We start from the raw sequence: 24,167 nt of genomic DNA, 5'->3' as shown, positions 1-24,167 counted from the left end.
AATCCTGTTGCATAGAGAACACACAAACTGCGCAACTGTCGCCCGATTGCGCCGATTTTCAGCTTTTCCGATGCCAATCAAGGATGCGCGGGATCGATATCGAGCTGTCCCAAGCGCTTGCGCAGCGTGTTGCGGTTGATGCCAAGGCGCCGCGCCGCCTCCAACTGGTTGCCGCGGACGTCGCGCAGGATGCGGCGAAAAAGTGCCGCTTCCACGATCGCTTCCAGCTGCTCATGGATATCGCCGTCGCCGGCCGCATCCGCCATCCGCTCGCGCGCCCAGTCGTCGACCGCGCGCGCGATCAGCGCAGCCGGTTCGACCGCGCCGCCGCCCTCGCTGTTTTCGTGCAGCACCGTCTCGACGTCGCGCACGGTGACTGTGACGTCGCGCGACAGGACCGCAAGCCGCTGGACCACATTCCCCAGTTCGCGAACATTGCCTGGCCAGTCGTAGCGTTCGAGCCATTGCATTGCCGCGGGCGCGAACTGACGATCGGGCAGCCCCGAACTGCGCCCCGCCTCGACAAAATGGCGAACAAGCGCGGCGATGTCGCTGCGCCGGTCGCGGAGCGGCGGCAAGGTCACCGGGATGACATTGAGGCGGTAGAAGAGATCCTCGCGGAAACGGCCGTCGGCGACGAGCGTGCGCATGTCACGGTGCGTGGCGGCGATGACCCGAACATCGGCGCGCAGTGCCTGACTGCCCCCGACGGTCGAATATTCATTGCTTTGCAGGACACGGAGCAGTCGCGTTTGCGCCTCGAGCGGCATGTCGCCGATCTCGTCGAGGAAAAGCGTGCCGCCCGCGGCCTGTTCGAAGCGCCCGGCGTTGCGGCTGTGCGCGCCGGTGAAGGCGCCCTTTTCGTGGCCAAACAGCTCGGCCTCGATCAATTCGCGCGGGATAGCCGCCATATTGATCGCCACGAAAGGCCCGGCCCGGCGGAGGCCGGTGGCGTGGATGGCGCGCGCGACGACCTCCTTGCCCGTCCCCGACTCGCCGAGGATCAACACCGCAAGATCGTTCGAGGCGAGTCGCGCGATCGTGCGATAAACCGCCTGCATGGCGGGGGCGCGGCCGACGAGGCCATGGCTGTCGGCAGGCGCGGGCGCATCGCTCGCCGCCGGCTCCGCCCGACGCTGCAGCGCGGCGCGGACGCTGGCGGTCAGCTCGTCGAGATCGAATGGCTTCGGCAGATAATCGTAGCTGCCAATCCCCGTCGCGCGCACCGCGGTATCGAGCGTGTTTTGCGCCGACAGGACGATCACGGGCGTGTGGGAGTCAATCCGCAGCGAATCGATGCCATCACCATCGGGCAGAACGACGTCAGTGATGACGAGATCGGGACGGTTTTCGGCGAGCCACGCATTGCGTTCGGCGATACTGACGACCGAAGCGAAGCGGCCGCATTCGCCGACCAGCGTCTCCCGAATGATCATCGCAATTGCGGGGTCATCCTCGACCAGCAGGATCGTCTTGCCTTCGCTCATGCCGATCGTTCCTTTTGCGCGACCGGCAGATGGACGCGGAAACTCGTCCAGTCGCCATCGCGCACATGCTGCACCGTGCCGCCCATATCGCGCGCCAGTTTGGCGACGAGCGCGAGACCAAGCCCCCGTCCCTCGCGCTTCGTCGTCACGAACGGCGCGAACAGGTCGCCGCGAATGTCGGCCGGAACACCGGCGCCATTGTCGCTGACGCTCACCTCGATCGGCAGCGCGATGCGGCCGCGTCCGTCGCCATTGTCGATCGAGAGGCCGTGGCGATACGCGGTCGTCAGCCGGACGACGCCATCGTCACGCCCGCCGAGCGCTTCGCAACCATTGGTCACAAGGTTGAGCAATATCTGCACCATGGCGTCATGGTTTCCATGGACCAGCGGCAGCGACGGATCGAAATCCTCGGCAAAACGGATACCTGGAAACTGCCGCGCGCGCGCGGTCTCCATCGCCTGGTGGATCGGCTGGTAGAGGTTGATCGGGCCGCAGGCGATCGGCTGCCCGCGCGAAAAATGCTCCATCTGGTCGATCAGCGTCGCGATGCGATCGACTTCGGCGCAGATCAAGTTCGTGAAACGCTCGCCGCTGGCGTCGGTCTTGCGCGCCAGCAATTGCGCCGCGCCCTTGATGCCCGCAAGCGGGTTCTTGATCTCGTGCGCCAGCATCGACGCCGCGGCGCCCGCGGCGCGGCCCGAGCGGCCGATCGCGCCGCCCATCAGCTCTGCATCGCTTTGCGACGGCACAAGCGCGAGGATGCGGTGGCCGCTCTGGCCATAGGGCACCATCTGCATGTTGACGAAGATCGGTCGGCGCCCGCCCGCCGAAATTTCGGTGCGGTGCGCGAACAGCGCCGACGTCGCGGCGTCGCTCATCCGCTGGCGATAGCTGCGGTCCATCTGGATGACGTCATAGACGACGCGGCCGACCATCGCCGAGCGACTGACGTTGCAAAGCTGTTCGGCAGCGGCGTTGACGAACAGCACGACGCCGCCGCCATCGATGAGCAGCGTCGGGACAGGGTGCGACTGGATCAGTTCGTCGTGATCGAAGCTCGGGATGCTCGACGTGAGCGTGGTCACGCCGCCGCCTTGTGCAGAAAGGGCGCGTAGAATTGTTCGAGCGCATCGAGGACGTCGCGGCTGTTCGGGATCTGATTGACCTTGTTGCGAAACTCGGCCGATCCATGCACGCCCTTGACGTACCAGCCGAGGTGCTTGCGCGCCATATTGACCCCGGTGATTTCGCCATAATGGTCGATCATCGCGCGATAATGCGATGTAATGACGTCATATTGTTCGTCAATGCCGGGGTCTGGGCGCGGGGTGTCGCCGCGCAGCGCCGCCATCACCTGCCCGAGCAGCCAGGGGCGGCCATAAGCGCCACGACCGATCATGACGCCATCGGCGCCGCTCTGTTCGAGCGCGGCGCGCGCATCGTCGACCGAGCAGATGTCACCGTTGGCGATTACCGGGATCGATACCGCATCCTTGACGGTGCGGATAAAGCGCCAGTCGGCCTCGCCGCGATACATCTGGTTGCGCGTGCGGCCGTGAACCGTGACCAGCTTCGCGCCGAGATCTTCGGCGATATGCGCCAACTCGGGAGCGTTCAGGCTGTCCAGGTCCCAGCCCATGCGCATCTTGACCGTTACCGGCACCTTCACTGCCTTGACGCAGCTGTCGATCAACGCTGCCGCAAGTTTGAGGTCGCGCATCAGCGCCGAGCCGGCATCGCCGTTAGTGACCTTGCGCACCGGACAGCCCATGTTGATGTCGATGATTGCGGCGCCGCGATCCTCGTTGAGTTTCGCCGCTTCGCCCATTTCATAGGGCGTGCAGCCGACGAGCTGCATCGACACCGGCTCTTCGACCGGGTCCCATGCCGCTTTCTGGATCGACTGGCGCGTCTCGCGGATCGCCGCTTGGCTTGCGATCATCTCGGTGACATTAAGCCCCGAGCCATAGTGACGGACGAGCTTGCGGAACGGCAGGTCAGAGACGCCCGTCATAGGCGCGAGGATCACGGGATCGTTGATGGCGATATTGCCGATCTGAATGGGCCGTAGCGGCGCCATGGCGGGATCTTTCGTCTGATTGCCTAAAATTTGAGCAGCCCGTACACGCTAAGCCGCTTTCGCGCAAGGCGCGGCTGCGCTAACCGGCGCGACAGATGAGTGATTCCGCCCCCTCCCCGTCGCCGCGTCTTGCGGTCGTGCTGCTCGCCGGCGGCCAAGGAACGCGCGCGGGTCTTGGTTTGCCGAAGCAACTCGCAGTGCTGGGCGGCAAGCCCGTGCTCAGGTGGAGCCTTGATGCGTTTGCGGCGCATCCTGCGGTTAACGGCGGCGTGCTGGTGGCGAATGGTGATGTCGCAACGGCGGTCAATCCACTGCCAGCAGGCTGGATTTCCGTCGATCCCGGCACCGAACGCCAGCAATCGGTCGGCAATGCACTCGCAGCCCTGGCCGATTGGGATGACCAGGCGCTAGTGCTTGTTCACGACGCCGCACGGCCGGGCGTGACCAACGAAGTCATCGACCGCTTGCTCGGCGCGCTGAGAACCGCCGAAGCGGCGATCCCGACCTTGCCGGTTCCCGATACGCTCGTCGAACAGGCGCACGACGAGGCCGGCGACGTGGTCGACCGGCGTGTGTTGGCGCGCGTCCAGACGCCGCAAGCCTTTCGCCTGGACGTTTTGCGCCGCGCGCATGCCGAAGCTGTCGAGGCCGCGGCGACGGATGACGCGCAACTCGTTCGCCGCCTTGGCATCGTCGTCACCGCGGTCCCCGGCGACGCGCGGCTCCATAAACTGACATATGCCGAGGATATAGCGATCCTCGGGGGCCTCTTGGGGATTGGCACGATGCGAACCGCTGTCGGCATGGGATATGACGTTCACCGCCTAGTCATCGACAAGCCGCTGTGGATCGGCGGGATAGAAATCGCGTATAGTCATGGACTTGAAGGGCATAGCGATGCCGACGTCGCGCTTCATGCCCTGACCGACGCGATCCTAGGCGCGCTCGGCGATGGCGATATCGGCGACCATTTTCCGCCGAGCGATCCGCAATGGCGTGGCGCGGCGTCGCACCGCTTCTTGTCCTTTGCAGCGGATCGCGTCGCGGCGCGCGGCGGGCAGATCGACCATGTTGACCTGACGATCATTGCCGAGGCGCCGAAGATCGGCCCGCACCGTGCCGCGATACGGGCACGCATTGCCGAAATCCTTGCGATTCCACTTGAACGGGTTAGTGTGAAGGCAACAACGACAGAGCGGCTGGGCTTCACCGGTCGCCGCGAGGGGATCTCTGCGCAGGCCGTCGCGACCTTACAACTTCCGGAGAATTGAACCTTGCTGTCCGATGCTGAAACGCGCCTTGCCGCGCGCGACGACCTTGCAATCACCGTCCTTGCCAAGAATCGCGCTGTCGGGCGGAAAGTCGCTGTGGCCGAAAGCTGCACCGGCGGCATGGTGTCGGCCGCGCTGACCGACATTGCCGGGAGTTCGGACGTGTTCAGCGCGGGCTTCGTCACCTATTCGGGCCACGCCAAGCAGAGCCAGCTCGACGTGAGCAGCGAAATCCTCGAAACCTTCGGCGAAGTCTCGCTCGCGACCGCCTGGGCGATGGCGGCGGGGGCGCTGGAAAATAGCGACGCCGACGTCGCGGTTGCGATCACCGGCATCGCCGGTCCGGGTGGAGGTTCGGAGAAGAAGCCCGTCGGCCAGGTCGTCTTTGCACGCGCGCTGCGCGGGCAGGATCCCGACGATTATTTCAGCCAGCGCGTCCAGTTCGAATCGACGGATCGCGCAGCGATCCGCCACCATGCGACCTTGTTCGCGCTCGACCTGCTTCAGCCCGAAAAGGACGGGCTGCGGCCGTCGGAGGATATCGCCCTCCCCGCGCCGTAAAGATCGTCGGCGCGCGCTTCGAACGCCGCGATCATCTTGCGCAGTGCCTTGTCAAACATCTGTCCCGCAAGCGCCTCGAACATGCGGCTGCGGAACGAGAAATCGACAAGGAAATCGACGCGGCATCCCCCACCCTCGGCGGGCTGGAAATGCCATTCATTGTTCAAATGCTTCATCGGGCCATCGATATAGCTGACGCAAACCTCGCGCGGCCGCTCCTTGTGAACGCGGCACGAGAAGCTCTCGCGCAACCCCTTGAAACCGACGATCATGTCGGCGACTGCCTCATGCTCGCTGTCGCTGCGGATCCTGAGCGCGATGACCCACGGCAGAAATTCGGGATAACGCTCGATATCCGTGACGAGCGCGAACATCTGCTCGTCGCTATAAGGCAGGATGCGGGTTTCGTGATGCCTAGGCAAAGGCCCGTCAGTCCGCTTTGACGCGCGCCAGTTGCACTTCGCGGGCCGCGCGCATCTGCTCGAAATCGTCACCAGCGTGATAGCTGGAGCGCGTCAGCGGCGACGAAGCGACCTGCAGGAAGCCCTTCGCGCGTGCGATCTGAGCGTAAGCGTCGAACGCCTGCGGGGTGACGAAGTCGATCACCTTGGCGTGTTTCGGCGTTGGCTGGAGATATTGCCCCATCGTCATGAAATCGATGTCGGCGCTGCGCATGTCGTCCATCACCTGATGGACCTCCATACGTTCCTCGCCGAGCCCGAGCATGATCCCCGATTTGGTGAAGATCGACGGATCGCGGCGCTTGACGCTTTCCAGCAGGCGCAGCGACGCATAATAGCGCGCGCCGGGACGGATCGTCGGATAGAGCCGAGGGACGGTTTCGAGATTGTGGTTATAGACGTCGGGGCGCGCATCGACGATCGCCGCGACGGCGCTTTCGGGCTTGTTGCGAAAGTCCGGCGTCAGGATCTCGATCGTCGTCTGCGGCGTCTCGCGGCGCAGCGCATTGATGACCTTGACGAACTGGCTCGCGCCACCATCGGGAAGGTCGTCGCGGTCAACCGAGGTAATGACGATATGGCTGAGCCCCATCTTTGCTGCGGCGATCGCGGTATGCTCGGGCTCGAGCAAGTCGACGGGGCGCGGCATTCCTGTCTTGACGTTGCAGAAGGCACAGGCGCGCGTGCAAGTGTCGCCGAGGATCATCACCGTTGCATGTTTTTTCGTCCAGCATTCGCCGATGTTCGGGCAGGCGGCTTCTTCGCACACCGTATGCAGGTTCAGTTCGCGCATCAGCTTGCGCGTTTCGGCATAACCGGGGCTGGTCGGCGCCTTGACGCGGATCCAGTCGGGCTTGCGCTGGCGCTGGCTGGGAGTGGTTGCAGGCTGCTGGGCGGGCGATGCTGGAGCGTTCATGCCGCCCACATAGTCGTGCACGCGCCTCTTCTCAACCTCTCTACCTATGCTAAGGGGCCTTCATGACTCACTTTGCAGATATGATCGAGGGTTACCGCCGTTTCCGTAACGGCGGTTGGCAGCAGCAACGCGAACGCTGGGAACAGCTCGCCGAGGGGCAATCGCCCAAGGTGATGATCATCGCCTGTTCGGACAGCCGATCCGAACCGTCGCAGATATTCGACACAAATCCCGGCGAAATCTTTGTCGTCCGCAACGTCGCGGCGCTGGTGCCGCCATTCGAGACGACGCCGGGCCGTCACGGCGTCTCCGCCGCGCTCGAATTCGCGGTTCAGTTCCTGAAGGTCGAGGAAATCGTCGTGATGGGTCACGGCCTCTGCGGCGGGTGCCATGCCGCTTTGCATCGCTCGATGGCGGGGGCCGAGCCGGGTCGCGGCGGCTTCATCGCCGACTGGATTGCGATGCTGGACGACGCCAGCGAGCAGGTTCGCAGCGAGCATCCCGACATCGACAATCGCGAAGCCGGCCGTGCGATGGAATTGGCAGCCGTGCGGGTAAGTCTTGACAATCTGATGACTTTTCCGTGCATTCAGGAAAAGGTGCGGCGCGGCACATTGAAACTGCGCGGCGCGTTTTTCGCGATCAGCGACGGCGTGCTGCACGTGATGGACGACGCGACAGGAGGATTTTCTCCCGCCTGAACAGGAGGCGATATGAGCAAGAATGCGATGTGGCTGAGCCTTATTTTCGTGGCGGCCATCATAGGCGCCATGATGGGACCAGCGCTGGCCCAGACAATGTCGCCGGGGACCTTGCTCATCCTGACCGTCATATTGTTCGGTGGAATTATCGCCTTCTGCATCTGGGCGCTATCGAGCAACAAGGGCGGCGCAAAAGCCGACACCGCCGCGACGGCCAACGCACGGACGATGCAGGCGCCCGAAGGCATGGCGCGCATCTATATCACCCGCCGCGGCTTCGTTGCCGCGCTTCAGGGGATGGACGTAATGCTCGATGGCAACGCGAAGGGCCAGATCAAGGCGGGCCAGATGCTGATGGCCGATGTCGCGCCGGGCACGCACCATATCCATGTCGCGACCGCCAAGGCGAAACTCGCGCGGCCCGCCGAACTGGAAATCGATGTCGGCGCGGGCGGGGTCATCGTGATCGATGCGATGATCGAAATGGGCGCGCTCAAGGGCCGCGTGAAGCTGACGCGGTCCGACGCCGCCAAGGCTCGCGACGATGTCCACGCAACCAAGTTGATCCTTTGGGAAGTAGCGCCAACCTGACGGGTCCCCTGCGACGAGACGACGCGCGGCTGCGAGCAGCCGTGAAACATCTTCGCAACGATGGTTTTTACCGCACGTTCTCCCCAAAAAGGAGAATTGGATGGCCCTTCGCCAAACCCTGTCGGCTGCGCCGGCGCTTGCTTCCCGCCGCCGGGCGTTTCCCGGTGAAGATGAATCCTACACCAAAGCCCGTAAATCATTACTTTCCGAAGAAATCGACCTGCGACGCCGGATGACGCGCGTCGCCGAGCAGCGGCGCCAGCTGCCCCCAGGCCCGCTGATGAAGGATTACCGGTTCAAGGATGCAAACGGCGCCGAACTCGGGCTGGCGGAGCTGTTCGGCGACCATGATACGCTCGTCACCTATTTCTGGATGTACGGTCCCGACCGCGAACGCCCCTGTCCGATGTGCACCAACTGGCTCGGCGCGGTGAACGGCAATGGCAATGACATCAAGCAACGCGTCGCGCTGAAAATCCTCGGGCGGAGTCCGGTCGAAAGGCAAAAGGCGCTCGCACAGGAACGCGGCTGGCAGGCACTCGATTTCGTGCAGACGGTCGGCGACGATTATGTGCGGGACTTTCGCTTGCTGAACGCTGATGGCAGCGAGAATCCGGCGCTCGCGGTGTTCAAGCGCAACGGTAGCGGCACCCGCCTGTTCTGGAAAAGCGAGATGACCGCCGAGATGGCCGATCCGGGACAGGATCCGCGCGACGCGCCCGATATCGCCAGCCTATGGTCGATCCTCGACTTGACGCCCGCCGGGCGTGGCGCCGACTGGTATCCGTCGCTGGAATATTGAGCCTTAAAGCCACAAAAGCCCCGCATGAGAGCGTCGGAATTGTGTCCTTTGTGGCCTTAAGGCGACAAAGGATACGGATATGCGCGCCAAAAATGTCTCCTTTGTCGATTTAGGAGAGGTTGCTGAAGCCGACTATTTCAAAGATCGGACGGGAAGCTGACACGATGGAATAAAGTAGGACAGATATTTTTTCCCGATTGTCGATGTCAGCATTGGGGTGGGAAGCGGACGCTCAGAGTATATTGGGCGTCGGAGGACCGTTCTTGTAACTTCTCAGCTCATTGCCATAAAAAAGACGGCAATGACCGGCGAGTGAAAGCCATCCGCCCTCTGAAAAGCGCAAGGCAGTCTCCTCGTCCTCTGAATAAGGGCGAGTCAGATATACAACGGACGCAGATGCAAAGTCATGCTGCGTAAAAGTGATGCGAAGGAATCGATCGCCCACGCGTTTTGAGAGCTTTCCTTCTTGACCGTCCCATTTCCAAACGATCCCGCCCCTGCGATCACTCTCACTCAATGACGCCGACAGGTCTTCAAGCCAGTTGCCCGGTTTCAGAAGTCCAGTCGAATCCTCCATCACGAAGATTACTGCCCGACCCTCATCGGGGACCCACCGGGATTCGAGCACCAGCGTCTGAGGATGATCATTTCTGTCCACTCCCGTGCATCTTGCAGTCTGCGTTTTCGGCCGGTTGGAGGGTGGGGGCACTGCCGGCGCTGACTTTGGTGATGGGCCCCGGGCTTCCAATTGGCCGTCTTGCTTTTCGTCGTTGTCGGTGCTGGGCGCGCATGAGACGAGCACCAATAAGGCAACGGCCGCTTTCAGGATGGCAGCATTCATCAAACAAAACTCTCACAATTCTCCAATGTCCGCAATTGGTCGTGAGCGGACGCCGTGCAGCAATCGCATCAAGGAATAGCGTAGGTCACATTTGCCTGCCCGACCGGCCTGCCCGCATTGTCGGTCCAAATACGAATATCCATCACCGCCAGCCTTTTGCCGAGGCGCAGCATGTGCGCTTCGGCAAACAGCGGGCCCGGACGGCACGGGCGGAGGAATTGGTAGTTGAGCGCGCTCGTCACCGCCATCGCGACGGGACCGATGTGCGCGAGGACGAGCGCATAGGCTGCCATGTCGGCGAAGCCCATCTGCGTCGGCCCCGAAATCAAGCCGCCGGGGCGAAGTGCCTTGACGTCGGGGTCAAGGCGGGCCTGGATGTGGCCGGGCACCACCGAGACGACGTGCCCGCGCGACCCCGGAACTGAATGGGGGAAAGCCTCCGCCATGAAGGCGTTGAGCGCGTCCGCGTCCAAACGGATCGCGCTCGACGAAATCGGAACCGCCTCCCCCATCATTAAATCAGCGCGTCAACTTCTTGTACGACGTCGCGTGCGGACGCGTCGCATCGTCGCCGAGGCGGCGGATCTTGTCTTCTTCATAGGATTCGAAATTGCCTTCGAACCATTCAACATGGCTGTCGCCCTCGAACGCGAGGATGTGCGTCGCAAGGCGATCGAGGAAAAAGCGATCGTGGCTGATGACCACGGCGCAGCCCGCGAAATTCTCCAGCGCCTCTTCGAGCGCGGCGAGCGTTTCGGTGTCGAGATCGTTGGTCGGTTCATCGAGCAGCAGGACGTTGCCACCCTGTTTCAGCATCTTCGCCATATGGACGCGGTTGCGTTCACCGCCCGACAGCTGGCCTACCTTTTTCTGCTGGTCGACGCCCTTGAAGTTGAAGGCGCCGACATAGGCGCGCGTCTGCATCTCGTGCTTGCCGATGTTCATCATTTCGGCGCCGCCAGAGATTTCCTGCCAGACATTATTGTCGGGTTTCAGGTCGTCGCGGCTCTGGTCGACGAAGCCGAGGTGGACGGTGTCGCCGATCGTGACTTTGCCGCTGTCGGGGGTTTCCTGCCCCGTGATCAGCTTGAACAAGGTCGACTTACCCGCGCCATTGGGGCCGATCACCCCGACGATGCCGCCCGGCGGAAGCGAGAAGGACAGGTTTTCGAACAGCAGTTTGTCGCCAAAGGCTTTCGAGATATTTTCAACCTCGATCACCTTGCCGCCAAGGCGCTGGGGGACCTGGATGACGATCTGTGCCTTTCCGGGGATGCGCTTTTCCTGCGCCTCGACCAGCTGGTCGAAGCTCTTGATGCGCGCCTTCGACTTGGCCTGACGGGCCTTCGGCGACTGCCGGATCCACTCGAGTTCGTCCTTGATCGCTTTCTGGCGACCCGCGTCCTCGCGCGATTCCTGCTCGAGGCGCTTGCCCTTCTTTTCAAGGTAGGTCGAATAATTGCCCTCATAGACGAAATAGCGACCGCGATCGAGTTCGAGGATCCAGTTCACGACATTGTCGAGGAAATAGCGATCGTGGGTGACGAGAATGACGTTGCCGGGATAATCGACGAGATGCTTTTCCAGCCACGCGACGCTTTCGGCGTCGAGGTGGTTGGTCGGTTCGTCGAGCAGCAGGATCGAGGGTTTTTCGAGCAGCAGGCGGGTAAGCGCGATGCGGCGCTTTTCACCGCCCGACAGGCTTTCGACGCTGGCATCGCCCGGCGGGCAACGCAGCGCTTCCATCGCGATTTCGAGCTGGTTGTCGAGCGTCCAGCCGTCGACCGCATCGATCTTTTCCTGGAGCGTACCCATTTCTTCCATGAGCGCATCGAAATCGGCGTCGGCGGGCGGATCGGCCATCAGTGTGCTGATCTCGTTGAAACGGTCCATCATGTCGGCAACGCCGCGGACGCCGTCCATGACATTTTCCTTGACCGTCTTGGTCGGGTCGAGCTGCGGCTCCTGCGCAAGATAGCCGACGGTGATGCCGTCGCCGGCCCACGCTTCGCCGGTGAATTCCTTGTCGATCCCCGCCATGATCTTCATCAGCGTCGATTTGCCGGTGCCGTTCGGGCCGACGATGCCGATCTTGGCGTCGGGATAGAATTGCAGGCTGAGGTTGTTGAGGGTCGGCTTTTGCGCGCCGGGATAGGTCTTGGTCAGACCCTTCATCACGAAACTATATTGGGCGGCCATGGATATGCTCCGGTATGGGCTGGGCCGCGCGCGCGGCCGGGAGAGTTATGAGTTGCGCGCCGGTTAGCGAATGGGCGCGCGATTGGCAATCGGCGCTTGCGCGCGCGAGGCGCGCCGTTAGGAAAGCGGCATGAAAATCTCCCGCACCTCCGCCGGCCTTGCCGGGATCGCCGTCCTCCTTCTCTCAACCGCCGCAACGGCTCAGACGGCGCCGAGCGCCGCCGAACTGGCGCAGCAGGGCGATGATCCGGCCTGGGCGATCACCGAAGGGCTGACGACCGAAATCGGCCCGCGGCAGGCGGCGACCGAGGCCGAGGCGGCGGCCCGGCGCTGGGGCGTCAAGCGGCTCACCGAAATGGGGTTCCAGAATGTGCGCGAAGAACCCTTCATGATGCAGACTTGGGTGCGCGGCGCCGAAGAAGCGACGCTGGTCGGCCCGTTCCAGCCGCAGAAGCTCCACATCACCGCGCTCGGCACCAGCGCCTCGACGGGCCCCAAGGGGCTGGAGGGCGATGTCGTCTATTTCGCGAGCTATGACGCGCTCGTCGCGGCGCCCGACAATCTCGTAAAAGGAAAGATCGTCTTTATCGATCATCAGATGAAAGCCGCGCAGGACGGCAGCGGCTATGGTCAATATGGCCGCGCGCGCTTTACCGGCGCGAATGTCGCGGCAAAGAAAGGCGCGGTCGCCGTCGTGATCCGCTCGATCGGAACCGACAGCCACCGCAATCCGCACACCGGCGGCACCAATTTCGAGGCCGGCGTCAAGCCAATCCCCGCCGGCGCGCTTTCCAATCCCGACGCCGACCAGCTGGTAAGGCAATGGAAACGCGTCGAGGCGGGCCGAGCCGCCGCGCCGCTGCGGTTGAAACTGCTCCTGACGCCGCGGAACCTCGGGCAGCAGCGATCGGGCAATGTCATCGCCGAGGTGGCGGGCAGCGACCCCACCGCCAGCCCGGTGATCGTCGCGTGCCATCTCGACAGCTGGGATCTGGGCACCGGGGCGATCGACGATGCTGCGGGTTGCGGCATCATCACTGCCGCCGCCAAGCATGTGATGACCGCCGGCCAGCCGCGCCGCACGATCCGCATCCTGTGGGCGGGCGCCGAGGAAGTCGGCGTATTCGGCGGCAAGGCCTATTTCGATGCGCATGGGAGAGAGAAGCACGCCGTCGCGCTCGAATCCGACTTTGGCGCCGACCGCGTGTGGCGTGTCGACTTCAAGCTGCCCGATAGCGCCAAGGCGCTCTCCGACCGGATTGCCGCTGCCGTCGCGCCGTTCGGGGTCGTCCGCGGCAAGCAGCCCGCCAACGGCGGCGCCGACATTGGCTCGCTTGTCGCAGCCGGCGTTCCGGCGATCGATCTGGCCCAGGATGGCACGCGTTATTTCGATTTGCACCACACGCCCGACGACACGCTCGACAAGATCGACCCCGCGCAATTGCGGCAAAATGTGACAGTTTGGGCCGCGACTCTGGCGATTCTAGCGAACAGTACGAACGCCGAGCTTCCCTAGTGTGACGCAGAAATGACAGAATCCCGTGCACGCTGACCATCTCAATTATTTTTGTTGACGATTCATGCGGAACGGCTAAATCCCGCGGCTCGCGGTCCGGGAAACTTTTCCCGACGCGGTAAGGCATTTTAGGGAGCCCACACATCATGAAGAAGTTTGCTGCTATCGCCGTTGCTGCCAGCATGTTCGCCCTCGCCGCTTGCGGTGAAAAGGCTGCTGAAGAAGCCACCACCGAAGCTCCGGCCGCTGAAGCGGTTGCTGAAGAAGGCGCCGACGCCGCTGCTGCTGGCGCTGAAGCCGCTGCCGCTGGTGCCGACGCTGCTGCTGCTGGTGCAGAAGCTGCTGCTCCGGCCGCTGACGCTGCTGCTGCAACGGCTGCTCCGGCTGCTCCGGCTGACGCCGCTGCTGCTCCGGCTGAAGAAAAGAAGTAAGTCGCAGCCCTTCGGGGCGTTGACTGAAACGAGATTGGGGCGGTCTTCCTTCGGGAAGGCCGCCTTTTTCTTTGCCCGCCTTTTTCGTCAAAGGCGCATTGGCGGGATAGACTTGCGCCCCCACCCTGTCTAAGGCGCGGGGCAGTAGTCGGGGAGTAGCGCAGCCCGGTAGCGCGCCTGCTTTGGGAGCAGGATGTCGCAGGTTCGAATCCTGTCTCCCCGACCACTGACTTCCCAGATTATCCCGCCGAGGTCGCGATCAGTCGCGCATAGAAATCGATCATCCGCTTGAAGCTGTCGATCGTCATATGCTCGTTGGTACCGTGGATCATTGCGGTTTCCTTCAGCGTGAAGTGCATCGGCATGAAACGATACACATCGTCGGAAATCGGCTCCATGCTGCGGCTGTCGGTCGCCGCGACGACCAGATAGGGCGCGACCACGGCATCGGGCGCATCGGCGCGTGCTGCCGCTACTACATATTTCCAGCCCTGCGACTTACTCGACGACACGCGTGACGGTTCGTTCGGCCGCTTGATCCAGCTGAGCTCGACCGGAGCATCGCCGACCGCCGCCCTGGCGCGCGCCATGACGTCGGCCGAGCTGTTCCAAGGCGCAATGCGGTAATTGATCAACGCGATCGCCGATTGCGGCAGTACATTCTCCTTCGGGCTCCCCTGCAACATCGTCGGTGCGATGGTGGTGTGAAAGGCCGCAGCCGACGATGGCGACGCCGAAAGCTGCTTTTTGAGCACCGAGCCGAGTAGCCACTGGTTCGCGACTGCCAACTCGGTCGTACCCCCCTTATGTGCGGCGAGCGCCTCGATCATCGCCGCACCGGGGCCGCGCATCTCGATCGGGAAGGGTTTTTCGGTGATCGCGAGCACCGCGCGCGCCAGCGTCGTCACGCCGGTTTCGGCCGGCGGCATCGAGCTGTGCCCGCCGGGCGCATTGGCGGTGACCTTCAGCGTCGCATAGCCCTTCTCGGCAACACCGATCAGGATGGCGGGCCCGTCGATTACAGGCGTATCGCGCAACACCACGCTACCCTCGTCGAGCGTGTACAGCGCGCGCACGCCCTCGGCCTTCAGCTTGGCGGCGGCCGCAACGGCGCCCGATCCGCCGGCCTCTTCGTCATGCCCCGACACGAGGTAGATACCGCGCTTGGGCTGGAACCCGTCTGTAGCGAGTGCCTCGATCGCTTCGAAGAGGCCGATGAGCGAACCCTTGTCGTCCACCGTTCCGCGGCCCCATACCGCCTTTTCGGCGATCGTCCCCGCGAAGGGTGGATAGTTCCAGTCATTTTCGGTGCCCTCGGTAACCGGCACGACGTCCTGATGCGCCATGACGATGATCGGCGCGAGCGACGCGTCGCTGCCCCGCCAATGATAGATAAGCGTGCGGTTCGGCAGGATGGTGCGCGTCATCGCGCGGTGCGTCGCCGGATAGGTCGCTGCGAGCCAGCTGTGCAGCCGGTCCCATTCGGCAATGTCATTCTCGGCCGGGTCCTGATGCGAAATCGTCTTGATCTGCGCCGCGGCGCTGAGATGCCCGACTGCGGCATCGAGATCATAGGTCGGCGCTGCGGCGAGACGAATATCGCTGCCGTCGGCGATGTCCTTTGGCGCAAAGGTCGCCGTCCGTACCGCCACCATTCCTGCGACCACCGCAACGATCGCAAGACCGCCAAGCAAAACCGTCCGCCGCTTCCCCATGCCCCTCTCCTTCTGCGGGGCAATGGAGAGGTATCGGTTTCGTTTTGCAAGGGAAATGGTGGGCCCGGCAGGACTCGAACCCGCAACCTAGCCGTTATGAGCGGCCAGCTCTAACCGTTGAGCTACAGGCCCCCTTTTCAAACCCGGTGGGGGTGTGCGGGCGATAGCGGAGGCCGCGCTGCATTGGCAAGCGCCAACGATCAGGATGTGGATGTTGTCACAGCCTTTCGCTCGGCCATCGCTAATATTTCGGCGGCTGTCGTCGCTTCGACGCCGCGACGGGCGAGGTGATCGAGCACCACGTCCCACCAGCGATAGAATAGCTCGAGATCGGCAATGCTGCGGACATAGGGCGTGTTGCCGGGTTGCAGCGACGGCGAATGGAAGGAGAAGTTGAGTACCGGCAGGCGCGCCTCGACGGCGATATCGATCGCCCGACACGCGCGTTCGGCGGGAATTCCCTCGGGCGTCAGCGCGATCCGCTCGACTAGGCCGAGACGCGCGAGCGCGGCGCCTGCGTGCGTGCCGTTGCGTGCAACGCGGTGGTAGATGCTGCGGCCTGCGTTGCCGAAAAACCCGCCGAAGACCGTGGTGACCGGAATCTCCAACATCGCGCCCTGCCCGGTGTGCACCCACCAGGGATGCAGCGGCGCGGCGCGATAGTCGGGGCCGTGCCCCGCGCGATAGTCGAACCCGCTGCGCACCGACGTGTCGCAGCGGAACCCGAGTTCGGCGAGCATCGCCGCGCTATCGGGACCGAGGCCATATCGCCCGGCGCGATAGACGGTGGGCACGATGCCGAAACGGCCCTCGATCGCATCGCGCAGCGCGGTCATTTTCGCGCGCTGCAAATTGGTCGGCAGGTTCCCCGTATAGCTGTTGCGTTCGTTGACATCCTCATCATAAGGCGGGTTTACCCAGGGATGGAGCTGCGCCCCGATCTCGCAGCGGCCGCCGTCCTGCGCTGTGCCGAGAATGTCCACGGCACGGTCGTCGGCAACGATCGGCCAATCGACCAGATAGATGGGCCGAACTGCGGCGCGTTCGAAATAGGCCTGGCACTCGGCGAGCGCGGGGACCGAGGCGAGCCCGTAACCGGTTCGCGCGAAGGGCGCGGCCCAGTCGAAATCCTCTTCGGTATCGATCGTAACCCAGAAGCGCGGCCGTTCGTCCGCTTCCAGCGCGATCCGATCCGACGCCACCGGATATGCAAAGAAATTGCCCGCAGGCTGCACCATGCTCCCCTCTGCCCGAAGACTGGCCGATCGGCCTACTCGCCTTGCTGGGCCTCCAGCCCGGCTTCGGCCTTCGAGTTGGCGGAGGGGAGGTGCAAGGTCAAGGCGTTATGCCCGATATCGAGGCGTCCGCCACTTGCCCGCGCCAGACTGTCGACCAGGCGGAGCGAGAAACCGAGGCTGAGCACTGCTGCGCCGGGCGCCTCACCCTCGGGGCTGAAGCCGGGATCGAGCAGCTCCGCCGATGTCGCAAAGCGGATCGTCGCGGGGCGGACGATGCGCAGTTGGAGCATGTCGTCGTGCCGCGATTCGGTCACCAATTGCCCGACCAATATTGCCCCCGGTTCGGACACATCGACCAGCGCGGTAAGCAGGCGGCCGACCATCCGGCGCACATCGGCATCGCTGGAATGGCCAAGGAACGGCCCCCCAACGCGCGAAATGCTGAGATCGACGCGCTGATCGGCGAGGAGGTCCGCCAGTTCGCTTTCGACCTGCGTGACGATTGCGCCGATATCGACGACCTCTTCCGACGGCGCATCGACACGCGCCGTGCCGCTGCGCGCCGCGGTTTCGAGATCGTCGATGATCGACTGGACCGACGCGGCATCGCCGACGATCGTTTCGGCCATCGATCGATAGCCCGAACTCACCGGCCCGAACATCTGCCCCGAAATGATCTGCGCAAAGCCCGATATGGCATTCAGCGGGCTGCGCAGTTCGTGGATCAGTTGGCGGATCGAGTCGCCCGAATCCTCGGGTGCAGGCCGACCATAGGGCATTTCATTGCGGTGCGGGCGGCGCGCGCTCGCGCGATAACCGCGGAACTGCCCTGTGGCGGGGTCGAACCAAGGGAGCGCCGAAAAGCGCCATTCGCCGGCGTCCGCCGCGGTGCCTTCCAGCAGCATGCGCGCGTTGATGATCTCGGCGCGCTGGCGAAAGGCCCCGGCGGCCACGCCATCTGTGCCAGGTTCGCCGCCGAACGCCGCCTCGGCGATCGACAGGCCGATCACTGCACCGCGCGTGACCCCTTCGACCCAATGGATCACGCCATCAGGGCCGGTTTCGAACAGGAACGCCGCGCGCGGCGCGCGCGATGGGCCCGGCTGAGCGCGAGTCGACTGATATTTGTCGATCCGGCGGACGAGTTCGCTGATCTGGCTCGGAGCGTCTGCAGCAACAGGTTCGGGCGCGATCGGCTGCGCCGGAGCCGGGGCTTCCTGCTCCACGACTTCGGGCTGAGGCAGCGCGACCGACGCACTGCCGAGGCTGGCAAGCGCGCGATTGACGCCGTGCGGCAGATCGGTGCGCCCCGCCAGAACCGATCGCGCCATCGCATTCGTCGCGGGCAGCAGCGCAAGCCAGTCGGCTTCGGCAAGCCGCGCTTCGCGCAGCATGATCGCGGAAACCGCTGGAACATCATTGGCGTAGAGCGCGACGAGCGGCGCAAAACGCCCATGGCGCGCGATCGCGCGCGCGCAGTCTCGGCGCACGGATTCGGGAACGCGCGGCCGCAATACGGCGAGCGCGTGCAGGCTGCGGCGAATATCGTCATCGGACAGTTGATTGCCGCGCTGCGCCAGAATATCGGAGAGTTGGCGCCACGCGATGATACTCGCGCGGCGATCCGCAGGCGCCTGGCGCAAGATGGTCGCAATCATCGAGTCAGCAGTCACGCAAAGTCAGCCCCACACCTTGGTCGTTGGTTAGCATATTCTTACCGGCTAGCGTGAATCACGCGGTCACGAAAGTGCCTTAACCTTCCACGTCGCATTGTGGGACAATTGCAATCGCCTGAAATAATATTATGGTCACCGCAGTTTTGGAAAGCGGATGTTTCAATGATGGCTAGTCAGAAATTCGATCAGATTGATTTGCAGATATTGGGCGAGCTGCAAAAAAACGGGCGGATGACGAATGTCGAACTGGCACAGATGGTGGGGCTCACGGCTCCACCCTGTCTTCGCCGTGTCCGCGCGCTTGAGGAGTCGGGGGTAATCCGGTCTTATCACGCCGACCTCGACCCGGCGAAGCTCGGCTATGGCATCACCGTCTTTGCGATGGTCAGCCTGCGTAGCCAGGCCGAATCCGACTTGAAGGCGTTCGAAGACTATGTCGGCGGGCTCGCCGAGGTGCGCGAATGCTATATGCTTAACGGCGAGATCGACTTTTTGCTAAAGGTCGTGGCGCGCGATTTGCAGAGCTTTCAGTCATTCCTGACCGCGCATCTGACGTCGGCACCCAATGTTACCAGCGTGAAGACGTCGCTGACGATTCGCACGGCAAAGCAGCTGGCGGGAATTCCCGTCGAGCCCTGACAAGTTCTGGCCTGACACAAAAGGGCGCCGTCCTGACCGGACGGCGCCCTTTTTCTTTTACGCGATCGCGATCAGTTCGTCGCGGCCGCCGCTGCCGGAGGCGGACTCGCCGCGTCCAGCTTGACCACCCAAAGATCGGCCAGACGCTTGCGGGCGCCGGTCACCTGGCCGAAGCTCGCTTTGGCGCCTGCCTTGTCGCCCGACAGCGCCTGGGCAACACCCAGCCGGTAGGTCCACATGTCCTTCTCCGCCGCCCCTTTGGCCGCAGCCTGATAGAGCGGAATCGCATCGGCATAATGGCCATAGCCGACCAGCGCGTCGCCGGTCGCACCCGCCGTCTTGGGGTTCGTCAGCGTCGAAGGCTGCTTGGCATAAGCCACGATCGTCGATGCCTCGTTGCCGGCGCGCGCCTTCTGGTCATCGCGGCGGGCCGCCAGCTTTGCGTCGGCGCTGGGGAAAATACGCTTCTGCTCGCCTTCCACGATAACCGCGACAGCTTCGCCCGGCAGACCGTCGCTCGACGCAAGCGCGCTATATTCGTCATACTCGAGGCGTTCCGTCATGGCGCCCGCGGCGCGCATCAGGCGCATGGTGTCGAGCGTGAACGATTCCTGCTCCTTCGGCGTCCCTGCGGCCGGCGCGGCCTGCAGTACCGAGAACAGCGTCTGGCGCCACACTTGCGGCTGGCTATAGTCGCGAAGGCGCGCGGTCATCAAGGCGAGCATCTCGTCATTCCGCTTTGCTGCCTGCAAAGCCTTGATCGGACGGACGTACAGCTCGTCCGACGGACGCTGCCCGGCGGCGCGGCTCGCTTCGATCGCGGTCTTTGCGATGGCGATGCCCTGATCGACCTGCCCCGAGCTGAGATAGCTGTCCATCAACAGAACAGGCACATTGGCTTCGGTCGAACCCGCGGCGCGCGCAGCTTCAAGGCGCTTGATCGCTTTCGGATAGTCCTTCGCGCCATAGGCGAAGTTACCCGAGTAGAAATTATACACCGCCAGGTTTTCGGGCGGGGTCAGGCCCGAATCGAGCATCACATCCAACCCCTGCGCCTGCGCCGCCTGATCCTTGTTCAGGATACCGAGCTGGAGTTGGTAAAAACCGAGGAGATATTTGTCGTCGGGGGCGGTAGCGCTTGTCTGACCTTCGGCCAACGCCGCCTGTAGCGTCGCCGCATCCTTTGCCGCAGTCGCATCGGTCATCTTCTTCAGCGCGGGCGCGAAACCTTTGCTGGCGGTCAGGCCCTTGCCCTTTGCCTCTTCTTCTTTTTTCGGCTTTTCTTTCTTCTGGGCGGCGGCAGGCGCCGCGGTCGCCATCAGCGCGCAGCCCAGCACGACGGCCATCGCCGTTGCGGGCATCGAGCGGAAACGGTTGAACATCGAAATCTCTCCTTTGAACTCGGCCACCTTCGCCCATACTCGCGCCAGTGGCGCACGCAGGATCGGCCGCGCGTCGTTAACGCGGCTAAACCCGTCGCGTTGCCAAGGCAAGACAGCCGGTATCGATATTTGAATGGCCGAAAGCGGCTGAACCGAAATTGAACCCGGTCTGCCGGTCGAGCGCCACCCCCGTCAGGAGGGTGGTCAGGCGATCGCGTCGATGGCCTGATTAATCTGTCGCAGCACGGCGGGGTCGCCCGGCGCGCCCTCGATCGCCGCTTCGGCGAGTTCGATCAGCGGGATGATGCCAAAGGTTGCGGCGAGCCCTTTCAGGCGGATTGCCGCCATTTCCCAGTTCGCATCGCAGCGCGACCGGCGCATCAGGTCGGACAGGTCGCGGGCGCCGCCGGCAAAAGCAGAACGCAGGTCCATCGCCATAGCGGGATCGTCGCCGAACGCGGCGCTGAGATATCGGTCGAGGGGTCCGCTGTCGAAAGACATTCCACAGGAATGGCAGCCCGGGGTTAAGTTTCCGTTTCATGGCGGCCATTTGATGCTAAGATGGCCGGATGACGGGGGATAAGAAAATCGTCGGATTGTGGCGGAATTCCGCGACAAACCAGGAAGCAGACAGCGCGGAGCCGGCGGAAGCCGCAGCGCCCGAAGCCGCACTCGCGCCCGAAATCGAGGCGCCCACCGAACGGAACTGGCTCGACATGTCCCCCCTCGTTGATGCCGGGCTCACCGACGCCGAGGATAGTAACGACACGCCGCCCGCGGTGTCCGCCTTGCGTGAGCGGGCTGCTCCCGCACTGCTTATCCTGCTTGCGCTCGGCTGGACGGGGTTTGCCCTGTCCGTTGCAACCGACGGCTTTGCGCGCGGCCCCGCCCTCGCCGCTTGGCCGGCAACCCTCGCGACGATCGCAATGCCGCTGACGCTGCTTGCGGTGCTGTGGATGGCGCTGCTGCGATCGGGCCGGTCCGAACAAGCTCGCTTCACCCGCGTTGCGGCCGCGCTTCGCGAGGAAAATTTGGCGCTGAACCAGTCGATGCATTCGCTGGGCCTGCATCTGGCCGATGCGCAGAAGCAGCTCGGCGAACAGGCGAAGATCGTTCAGCAGCTTGGCCTCGACACCGTCTCGCGGCTCACCGAAAGCAGCGACAAGCTCGCCAGCAACGCCTCGGTCATTGCCAATGCCCACGACCAGCTCGCGCGCTCGGGTGATGTGGCTTTGCAACGGATGGATGGGCTGCTCGCTGGCTTGCCGCGGATCGACGACGTCGCGCAGCGACTCGCGGTCAATTTCCGCGAAGCGGGCCTCGTCGCGCACCAGCAGGGCGCCAACCTCGAAGCCCGGCTTGCGGCACTCGGCGAGGAAGCGGCAAAGGTCGCGCAATCCGGCATCGATTCGACCGCGACCGTGCTCGAAGCGATCGTCGCGCTGCAGGAACAGACGAAGGAAACCGAATCGGACCTGCTCGCGGCTTCGGCGCAGGTCGCCGATGTTCAAGGCGCATCGCTCGCCAACATGACGAAAGTGGCTGGCGCGGCGCGCGATGACATGCTCTCGACCGTCGCGGCGATGGCGGTCCAGATGGATAAAAGCTGGCGCCAGTTTCGCGAAGGTGTCGACGACGCCGCCGCCCTCATGGACGCAAAGCTCGCCACCGCCCGCGACGCGAGCAACGCAATGGGCGCACAGCTTTTGGCGCACGCCGACGCCAGCGACGCGCTCGCCGCACGCATCACCGCGCATGTGACCGAAGTCGGCCAGCAGCTCGAAATCCTCGACGTCAGCGTCAGCGCCAGCACCGGGGTGATCGGGCGCTCGATCGACGACACCAAGGCGCAGCTCGGCACCTTCATGCAGGAAGTCCAGAGCGGCAACGCCTCGGCGCACCAGCTGATCACCCACGCCGAATCACTGTTGCTGGCGCTCGACGCCGTGACGCGCGAACTCGACGAAACGCTGCCGCACGCGCTCGACCGCATCGCCTCGCACGGCAAGACGACGCAGACGGCGCTGTCGCAGCTGCGTCCGATCCTCGATGCGTCCGAACTGGTTGCGCAATCGACGGCGTCGCACGTCAACGCAGTGCAGGCGACGCTGAAGTCGAACGAGGAACAGATGGCGGGGCATGCAACCAGCCAGCAACTACTCGTCGACCGCATCAACGGCTCGCTCGCCGACGCCGAAGCGGCGCTCGCCAAGCTGCGCGAAGGCGCCGACGAATTCGCCGAACAGGGCGGCGCGCGCATGATCGCAACGCTGGGCGAGGTCCGCGCGACCGCCGATTCGGCTGCCAACGAGGCGCGGCTGACGCTCGAAAAGCTGGTGACGAGTGCCCGCGAGACGATGCAGGCCACCGCGACCGATGCGATCGACGCCGCCTTCAAGAACGAAGTCATGGCGCAATTGAGCGCGATCGAGGATGCTTCGGCACGCGCGGTCGCCGCAGCAGATAGCGCCGCCGATCGCCTGATGCGCCAGTTGATCACGATCATGGACACCAGCGCAAGCGTCGAACAGCGTGTAAGCGAGGCCGAACAGGCAATCGCCGCGTCCGATCGCGACTCGCTTGCGAAACAGGTCGGACTGCTGACGGAATCGCTGAAATCGACTGCGATCGACGTCACCAAGATCATGTCGACCGAAGTCAGCGACATCGCGTGGGATGCGTATCTAAAGGGTGACCGCGGCGTGTTCGCGCGGCGTGCGGTCAAGCTGATCGACAATAGCGAGGCCAAGGAAGTCCTGCGCCTCTATCAGGCCGACGACAATTTCCATGCATCGGTGAACCAGTTCATCCACGATTTCGAAGCGATGCTGCGCCTGCTCATCGGCGCGCGCGACGGGTCGGCGATCAGCGTCACCTTGCTCTCGTCGGACATCGGCAAGCTTTACGTCGCGCTTGCGCAGGCGATCGACCGCCTGCGGGGCTGAGGGGGCGGATGACGCAGTTGATTATTCTGGCCCTGCTTGCGGGAATGGCGCCGACGGGAAGCGCGGGCGCCCAGGTCCGCGAGAGCCTTGCGGGCGGCAATTCCTATTACAATCAATGCGTCGCGGGCCCGAAAGACTATAGTGCCTGCATCGGCTATTTCATGGGCATCGCTGACGCGCCGATCATGAACGCGGGAAAATCGCCCGAGGAGGCCCTATATTGCCTGCCCGCAGGCGCGTCGTACGAGCAGCATCGTGACGTTTTTCACAAATTTCTTCGCGACAACCCGCAGATCCGGCAAATCTCCACGCACCATCTGTTTATGATGGCGATGAATGCCACCTTCCCTTGCAAGAGTTCGCCCGCGCTCTCGATCGATCCGAACACCGGCGGCCTGTATATTTCAGCGCCCAAACCTCGATGAGAATAGCGTTTACGGCGTTCAAGCTCGGCCGCTAAGCACGTCAGGGTCGGCCCAGCCGTTCACATAAGCGAGATAATAAAGGACGAACGCAATCGTCGCGGCGATCGTCATCTGCAGAAGGATGCGCTTGGGCCGAAGGACCGCGGGTGCGCCCGGTTCCTGTCCCCTGACCAGCGGCGTCGCGTCATCGCTCGCGCGGCGGCCATGGAAGGGAAGCACGAAAAAGGCGCTGAACGCCCAGAACAGCAGGTAGATCGCGAGCGCCGAGGTCCATTTCATCTTCGCAA

24 protein-coding genes and 2 tRNA genes are annotated in these 24,167 nt (G+C 63.6%); 11 read left to right on the top strand and 15 right to left on the bottom strand.

Annotation, left to right across the window (positions count from 1 at the left end):
• Nucleotides 1–77: 77 nt before the first annotated feature.
• The 3 genes from SKP52_RS08535 to dusB are packed head-to-tail and all read right to left on the bottom strand — an operon-like array spanning nt 78 to nt 3,570.
• A complete protein-coding gene (locus SKP52_RS08535; RefSeq protein WP_039573899.1) occupies nt 78–1,487 on the bottom strand; it encodes a sigma-54-dependent transcriptional regulator in 1,410 nt (469 codons plus the stop codon).
• A complete protein-coding gene (locus tag SKP52_RS08530; protein WP_039573897.1) occupies nt 1,484–2,575 on the bottom strand; it encodes a two-component system sensor histidine kinase NtrB in 1,092 nt (363 codons plus the stop codon). Before SKP52_RS08530 ends, SKP52_RS08535 begins: the two co-directional genes overlap by 4 nt.
• Nucleotides 2,572–3,570 carry a tRNA dihydrouridine synthase DusB gene (dusB, locus tag SKP52_RS08525; RefSeq protein ID WP_039573894.1) on the bottom strand — a complete coding sequence of 333 codons (999 nt, stop codon included), beginning with the start codon at nt 3,568–3,570 and terminating at the stop codon, nt 2,572–2,574. The genes SKP52_RS08530 and dusB overlap by 4 nt, the downstream gene beginning before the upstream one ends.
• A 95-nt stretch (nt 3,571–3,665) precedes the next feature.
• Here dusB and SKP52_RS08520 point away from each other — a divergent pair, with 95 nt between their 5' ends.
• Nucleotides 3,666–4,841 carry a bifunctional 2-C-methyl-D-erythritol 4-phosphate cytidylyltransferase/2-C-methyl-D-erythritol 2,4-cyclodiphosphate synthase gene (locus SKP52_RS08520; protein ID WP_039573890.1) on the top strand — a complete coding sequence of 392 codons (1,176 nt, stop codon included), beginning with the start codon at nt 3,666–3,668 and terminating at the stop codon, nt 4,839–4,841.
• 3 nt (nt 4,842–4,844) lie between these two features.
• Entirely contained in the window at nt 4,845–5,402 is a 558-nt protein-coding gene (locus SKP52_RS08515) for a CinA family protein (protein WP_148309063.1), read from the top strand.
• Here the strand turns inward: SKP52_RS08515 and SKP52_RS08510 are convergent.
• Entirely contained in the window at nt 5,345–5,824 is a 480-nt protein-coding gene (locus tag SKP52_RS08510; RefSeq protein WP_039573887.1) for a type II toxin-antitoxin system RatA family toxin, read from the bottom strand. The genes SKP52_RS08515 and SKP52_RS08510 overlap by 58 nt on opposite strands.
• A 7-nt stretch (nt 5,825–5,831) precedes the next feature.
• Nucleotides 5,832–6,779 (bottom strand): lipoyl synthase, encoded by a 948-nt coding sequence (lipA, locus tag SKP52_RS08505; protein ID WP_039573883.1) that lies wholly within the window; start codon nt 6,777–6,779, stop codon nt 5,832–5,834.
• Between the two features lie 62 nt (nt 6,780–6,841).
• Between lipA and SKP52_RS08500 the strand changes: the two genes are divergently transcribed.
• The 3 genes from SKP52_RS08500 (at nt 6,842) to SKP52_RS08490 (ending at nt 8,873) form a co-directional block, all read left to right on the top strand.
• On the top strand, nt 6,842–7,480 hold the full coding sequence (locus tag SKP52_RS08500) for a carbonic anhydrase (RefSeq protein WP_039573880.1): 639 nt from the start codon (nt 6,842–6,844) through the stop codon (nt 7,478–7,480).
• A 12-nt stretch (nt 7,481–7,492) separates the two neighbouring features.
• On the top strand, nt 7,493–8,071 hold the full coding sequence (locus tag SKP52_RS08495) for a DUF2846 domain-containing protein (RefSeq protein WP_039573876.1): 579 nt from the start codon (nt 7,493–7,495) through the stop codon (nt 8,069–8,071).
• A 100-nt stretch (nt 8,072–8,171) separates the two neighbouring features.
• Nucleotides 8,172–8,873, top strand: a complete 702-nt coding sequence (locus SKP52_RS08490) for a DUF899 family protein (protein WP_039573872.1) — start codon at nt 8,172–8,174, stop codon at nt 8,871–8,873.
• 232 nt (nt 8,874–9,105) lie between these two features.
• Here the strand turns inward: SKP52_RS08490 and SKP52_RS26025 are convergent, their stop codons facing one another.
• The 3 genes from SKP52_RS26025 to ettA all read right to left on the bottom strand — a co-directional run bounded on the left by SKP52_RS26025 (nt 9,106) and on the right by ettA (nt 11,913).
• Nucleotides 9,106–9,714 (bottom strand): hypothetical protein, encoded by a 609-nt coding sequence (locus SKP52_RS26025; RefSeq protein WP_148309062.1) that lies wholly within the window; start codon nt 9,712–9,714, stop codon nt 9,106–9,108.
• Between the two features lie 68 nt (nt 9,715–9,782).
• Complete coding sequence (locus tag SKP52_RS08485; RefSeq protein WP_081997267.1) at nt 9,783–10,229, bottom strand: PaaI family thioesterase; 447 nt, start codon at nt 10,227–10,229, stop codon at nt 9,783–9,785.
• Nucleotides 10,230–10,233: 4 nt separating this feature from the next.
• Nucleotides 10,234–11,913, bottom strand: a complete 1,680-nt coding sequence (gene ettA / locus SKP52_RS08480) for an energy-dependent translational throttle protein EttA (RefSeq protein WP_039573870.1) — start codon at nt 11,911–11,913, stop codon at nt 10,234–10,236.
• A gap of 130 nt (nt 11,914–12,043) precedes the next feature.
• Between ettA and SKP52_RS08475 the strand changes: the two genes are divergently transcribed.
• The 3 genes from SKP52_RS08475 to SKP52_RS08465 all read left to right on the top strand — a co-directional run bounded on the left by SKP52_RS08475 (nt 12,044) and on the right by SKP52_RS08465 (nt 14,086).
• Nucleotides 12,044–13,429 (top strand): M20/M25/M40 family metallo-hydrolase, encoded by a 1,386-nt coding sequence (locus SKP52_RS08475; RefSeq protein WP_039573868.1) that lies wholly within the window; start codon nt 12,044–12,046, stop codon nt 13,427–13,429.
• A gap of 204 nt (nt 13,430–13,633) precedes the next feature.
• Nucleotides 13,634–13,993 (top strand): hypothetical protein, encoded by a 360-nt coding sequence (locus SKP52_RS26470; RefSeq protein WP_160292378.1) that lies wholly within the window; start codon nt 13,634–13,636, stop codon nt 13,991–13,993.
• Nucleotides 13,994–14,009: 16 nt separating this feature from the next.
• Nucleotides 14,010–14,086: transfer RNA gene (locus SKP52_RS08465), tRNA-Pro, on the top strand.
• A 13-nt stretch (nt 14,087–14,099) separates the two neighbouring features.
• On the opposite strand, the gene SKP52_RS08460 is transcribed toward SKP52_RS08465, so the two are convergent.
• The 4 genes from SKP52_RS08460 to SKP52_RS08445 all read right to left on the bottom strand — a co-directional run bounded on the left by SKP52_RS08460 (nt 14,100) and on the right by SKP52_RS08445 (nt 18,486).
• Complete coding sequence (locus tag SKP52_RS08460; RefSeq protein ID WP_039573863.1) at nt 14,100–15,575, bottom strand: M20 family peptidase; 1,476 nt, start codon at nt 15,573–15,575, stop codon at nt 14,100–14,102.
• Nucleotides 15,576–15,631: 56 nt separating this feature from the next.
• Nucleotides 15,632–15,707: transfer RNA gene (locus SKP52_RS08455), tRNA-Ile, on the bottom strand.
• 68 nt (nt 15,708–15,775) lie between these two features.
• Nucleotides 15,776–16,813 (bottom strand): polysaccharide deacetylase family protein, encoded by a 1,038-nt coding sequence (locus SKP52_RS08450; RefSeq protein WP_039573860.1) that lies wholly within the window; start codon nt 16,811–16,813, stop codon nt 15,776–15,778.
• 32 nt (nt 16,814–16,845) lie between these two features.
• The gene (locus tag SKP52_RS08445; RefSeq protein ID WP_228383871.1) at nt 16,846–18,486 is read right to left on the bottom strand and encodes a histidine kinase dimerization/phospho-acceptor domain-containing protein; all 1,641 of its coding nucleotides are present in this window, start codon (nt 18,484–18,486) and stop codon (nt 16,846–16,848) included.
• 168 nt (nt 18,487–18,654) lie between these two features.
• Here SKP52_RS08445 and SKP52_RS08440 point away from each other — a divergent pair, with 168 nt between their 5' ends.
• The gene (locus SKP52_RS08440) at nt 18,655–19,128 is read left to right on the top strand and encodes an Lrp/AsnC family transcriptional regulator (protein WP_039580369.1); all 474 of its coding nucleotides are present in this window, start codon (nt 18,655–18,657) and stop codon (nt 19,126–19,128) included.
• 71 nt (nt 19,129–19,199) lie between these two features.
• Here the strand turns inward: SKP52_RS08440 and SKP52_RS08435 are convergent, their stop codons facing one another.
• Nucleotides 19,200–20,510: a hypothetical protein gene (locus SKP52_RS08435; protein WP_039573855.1), complete on the bottom strand. Its 1,311-nt coding sequence runs from the start codon at nt 20,508–20,510 to the stop codon at nt 19,200–19,202.
• A gap of 204 nt (nt 20,511–20,714) precedes the next feature.
• On the bottom strand, nt 20,715–21,011 hold the full coding sequence (locus SKP52_RS08430; RefSeq protein ID WP_039573852.1) for a hypothetical protein: 297 nt from the start codon (nt 21,009–21,011) through the stop codon (nt 20,715–20,717).
• Between the two features lie 68 nt (nt 21,012–21,079).
• Between SKP52_RS08430 and SKP52_RS08425 the strand changes: the two genes are divergently transcribed.
• Both SKP52_RS08425 and SKP52_RS08420 read left to right on the top strand, forming a co-directional pair.
• Nucleotides 21,080–23,455 (top strand): hypothetical protein, encoded by a 2,376-nt coding sequence (locus SKP52_RS08425; protein ID WP_039573848.1) that lies wholly within the window; start codon nt 21,080–21,082, stop codon nt 23,453–23,455.
• Between the two features lie 8 nt (nt 23,456–23,463).
• Nucleotides 23,464–23,880, top strand: coding sequence for a Rap1a/Tai family immunity protein (locus SKP52_RS08420; RefSeq protein WP_039573845.1), 417 nt, complete (start codon nt 23,464–23,466; stop codon nt 23,878–23,880).
• Between the two features lie 18 nt (nt 23,881–23,898).
• Here the strand turns inward: SKP52_RS08420 and SKP52_RS08415 are convergent, their stop codons facing one another.
• Nucleotides 23,899–24,159 carry a DUF1467 family protein gene (locus SKP52_RS08415; RefSeq protein ID WP_039573841.1) on the bottom strand — a complete coding sequence of 87 codons (261 nt, stop codon included), beginning with the start codon at nt 24,157–24,159 and terminating at the stop codon, nt 23,899–23,901.
• Between the last annotated feature and the right edge of the window lie 8 nt (nt 24,160–24,167).

This window comes from Sphingopyxis fribergensis (assembly GCF_000803645.1).
Lineage (GTDB): Bacteria > Pseudomonadota > Alphaproteobacteria > Sphingomonadales > Sphingomonadaceae > Sphingopyxis > Sphingopyxis fribergensis.
The sequence above is the reverse complement of the archived record's forward strand: the minus strand, read 5'-3'. Positions and strand labels throughout refer to the sequence as shown.

What these genes read in the sequence shown, in the direction of transcription:
- lipA (WP_039573883.1), bottom strand. Translation starts at nt 6,779, where the DNA reads ATGAACGCTCCAGCATCGCCCGCCCAGCAGCCTGCAACCACTCCCAGC.
- SKP52_RS26025 (WP_148309062.1), bottom strand. Translation starts at nt 9,714, where the DNA reads ATGAATGCTGCCATCCTGAAAGCGGCCGTTGCCTTATTGGTGCTCGTC.
- SKP52_RS08425 (WP_039573848.1), top strand. Translation starts at nt 21,080, where the DNA reads ATGACGGGGGATAAGAAAATCGTCGGATTGTGGCGGAATTCCGCGACA.
- SKP52_RS08440 (WP_039580369.1), top strand. Translation starts at nt 18,655, where the DNA reads ATGGCTAGTCAGAAATTCGATCAGATTGATTTGCAGATATTGGGCGAG.
- ettA (WP_039573870.1), bottom strand. Translation starts at nt 11,913, where the DNA reads ATGGCCGCCCAATATAGTTTCGTGATGAAGGGTCTGACCAAGACCTAT.
- SKP52_RS08420 (WP_039573845.1), top strand. Translation starts at nt 23,464, where the DNA reads ATGACGCAGTTGATTATTCTGGCCCTGCTTGCGGGAATGGCGCCGACG.
- SKP52_RS08435 (WP_039573855.1), bottom strand. Translation starts at nt 20,510, where the DNA reads ATGTTCAACCGTTTCCGCTCGATGCCCGCAACGGCGATGGCCGTCGTG.
- SKP52_RS08490 (WP_039573872.1), top strand. Translation starts at nt 8,172, where the DNA reads ATGGCCCTTCGCCAAACCCTGTCGGCTGCGCCGGCGCTTGCTTCCCGC.
- SKP52_RS08430 (WP_039573852.1), bottom strand. Translation starts at nt 21,011, where the DNA reads ATGTCTTTCGACAGCGGACCCCTCGACCGATATCTCAGCGCCGCGTTC.
- SKP52_RS08520 (WP_039573890.1), top strand. Translation starts at nt 3,666, where the DNA reads ATGAGTGATTCCGCCCCCTCCCCGTCGCCGCGTCTTGCGGTCGTGCTG.
- SKP52_RS08450 (WP_039573860.1), bottom strand. Translation starts at nt 16,813, where the DNA reads ATGGTGCAGCCTGCGGGCAATTTCTTTGCATATCCGGTGGCGTCGGAT.
- SKP52_RS08535 (WP_039573899.1), bottom strand. Translation starts at nt 1,487, where the DNA reads ATGAGCGAAGGCAAGACGATCCTGCTGGTCGAGGATGACCCCGCAATT.
- SKP52_RS08415 (WP_039573841.1), bottom strand. Translation starts at nt 24,159, where the DNA reads ATGAAATGGACCTCGGCGCTCGCGATCTACCTGCTGTTCTGGGCGTTC.
- dusB (WP_039573894.1), bottom strand. Translation starts at nt 3,570, where the DNA reads ATGGCGCCGCTACGGCCCATTCAGATCGGCAATATCGCCATCAACGAT.
- SKP52_RS08460 (WP_039573863.1), bottom strand. Translation starts at nt 15,575, where the DNA reads ATGGGGAAGCGGCGGACGGTTTTGCTTGGCGGTCTTGCGATCGTTGCG.
- SKP52_RS08475 (WP_039573868.1), top strand. Translation starts at nt 12,044, where the DNA reads ATGAAAATCTCCCGCACCTCCGCCGGCCTTGCCGGGATCGCCGTCCTC.
- SKP52_RS08495 (WP_039573876.1), top strand. Translation starts at nt 7,493, where the DNA reads ATGAGCAAGAATGCGATGTGGCTGAGCCTTATTTTCGTGGCGGCCATC.
- SKP52_RS08500 (WP_039573880.1), top strand. Translation starts at nt 6,842, where the DNA reads ATGACTCACTTTGCAGATATGATCGAGGGTTACCGCCGTTTCCGTAAC.
- SKP52_RS08485 (WP_081997267.1), bottom strand. Translation starts at nt 10,229, where the DNA reads ATGATGGGGGAGGCGGTTCCGATTTCGTCGAGCGCGATCCGTTTGGAC.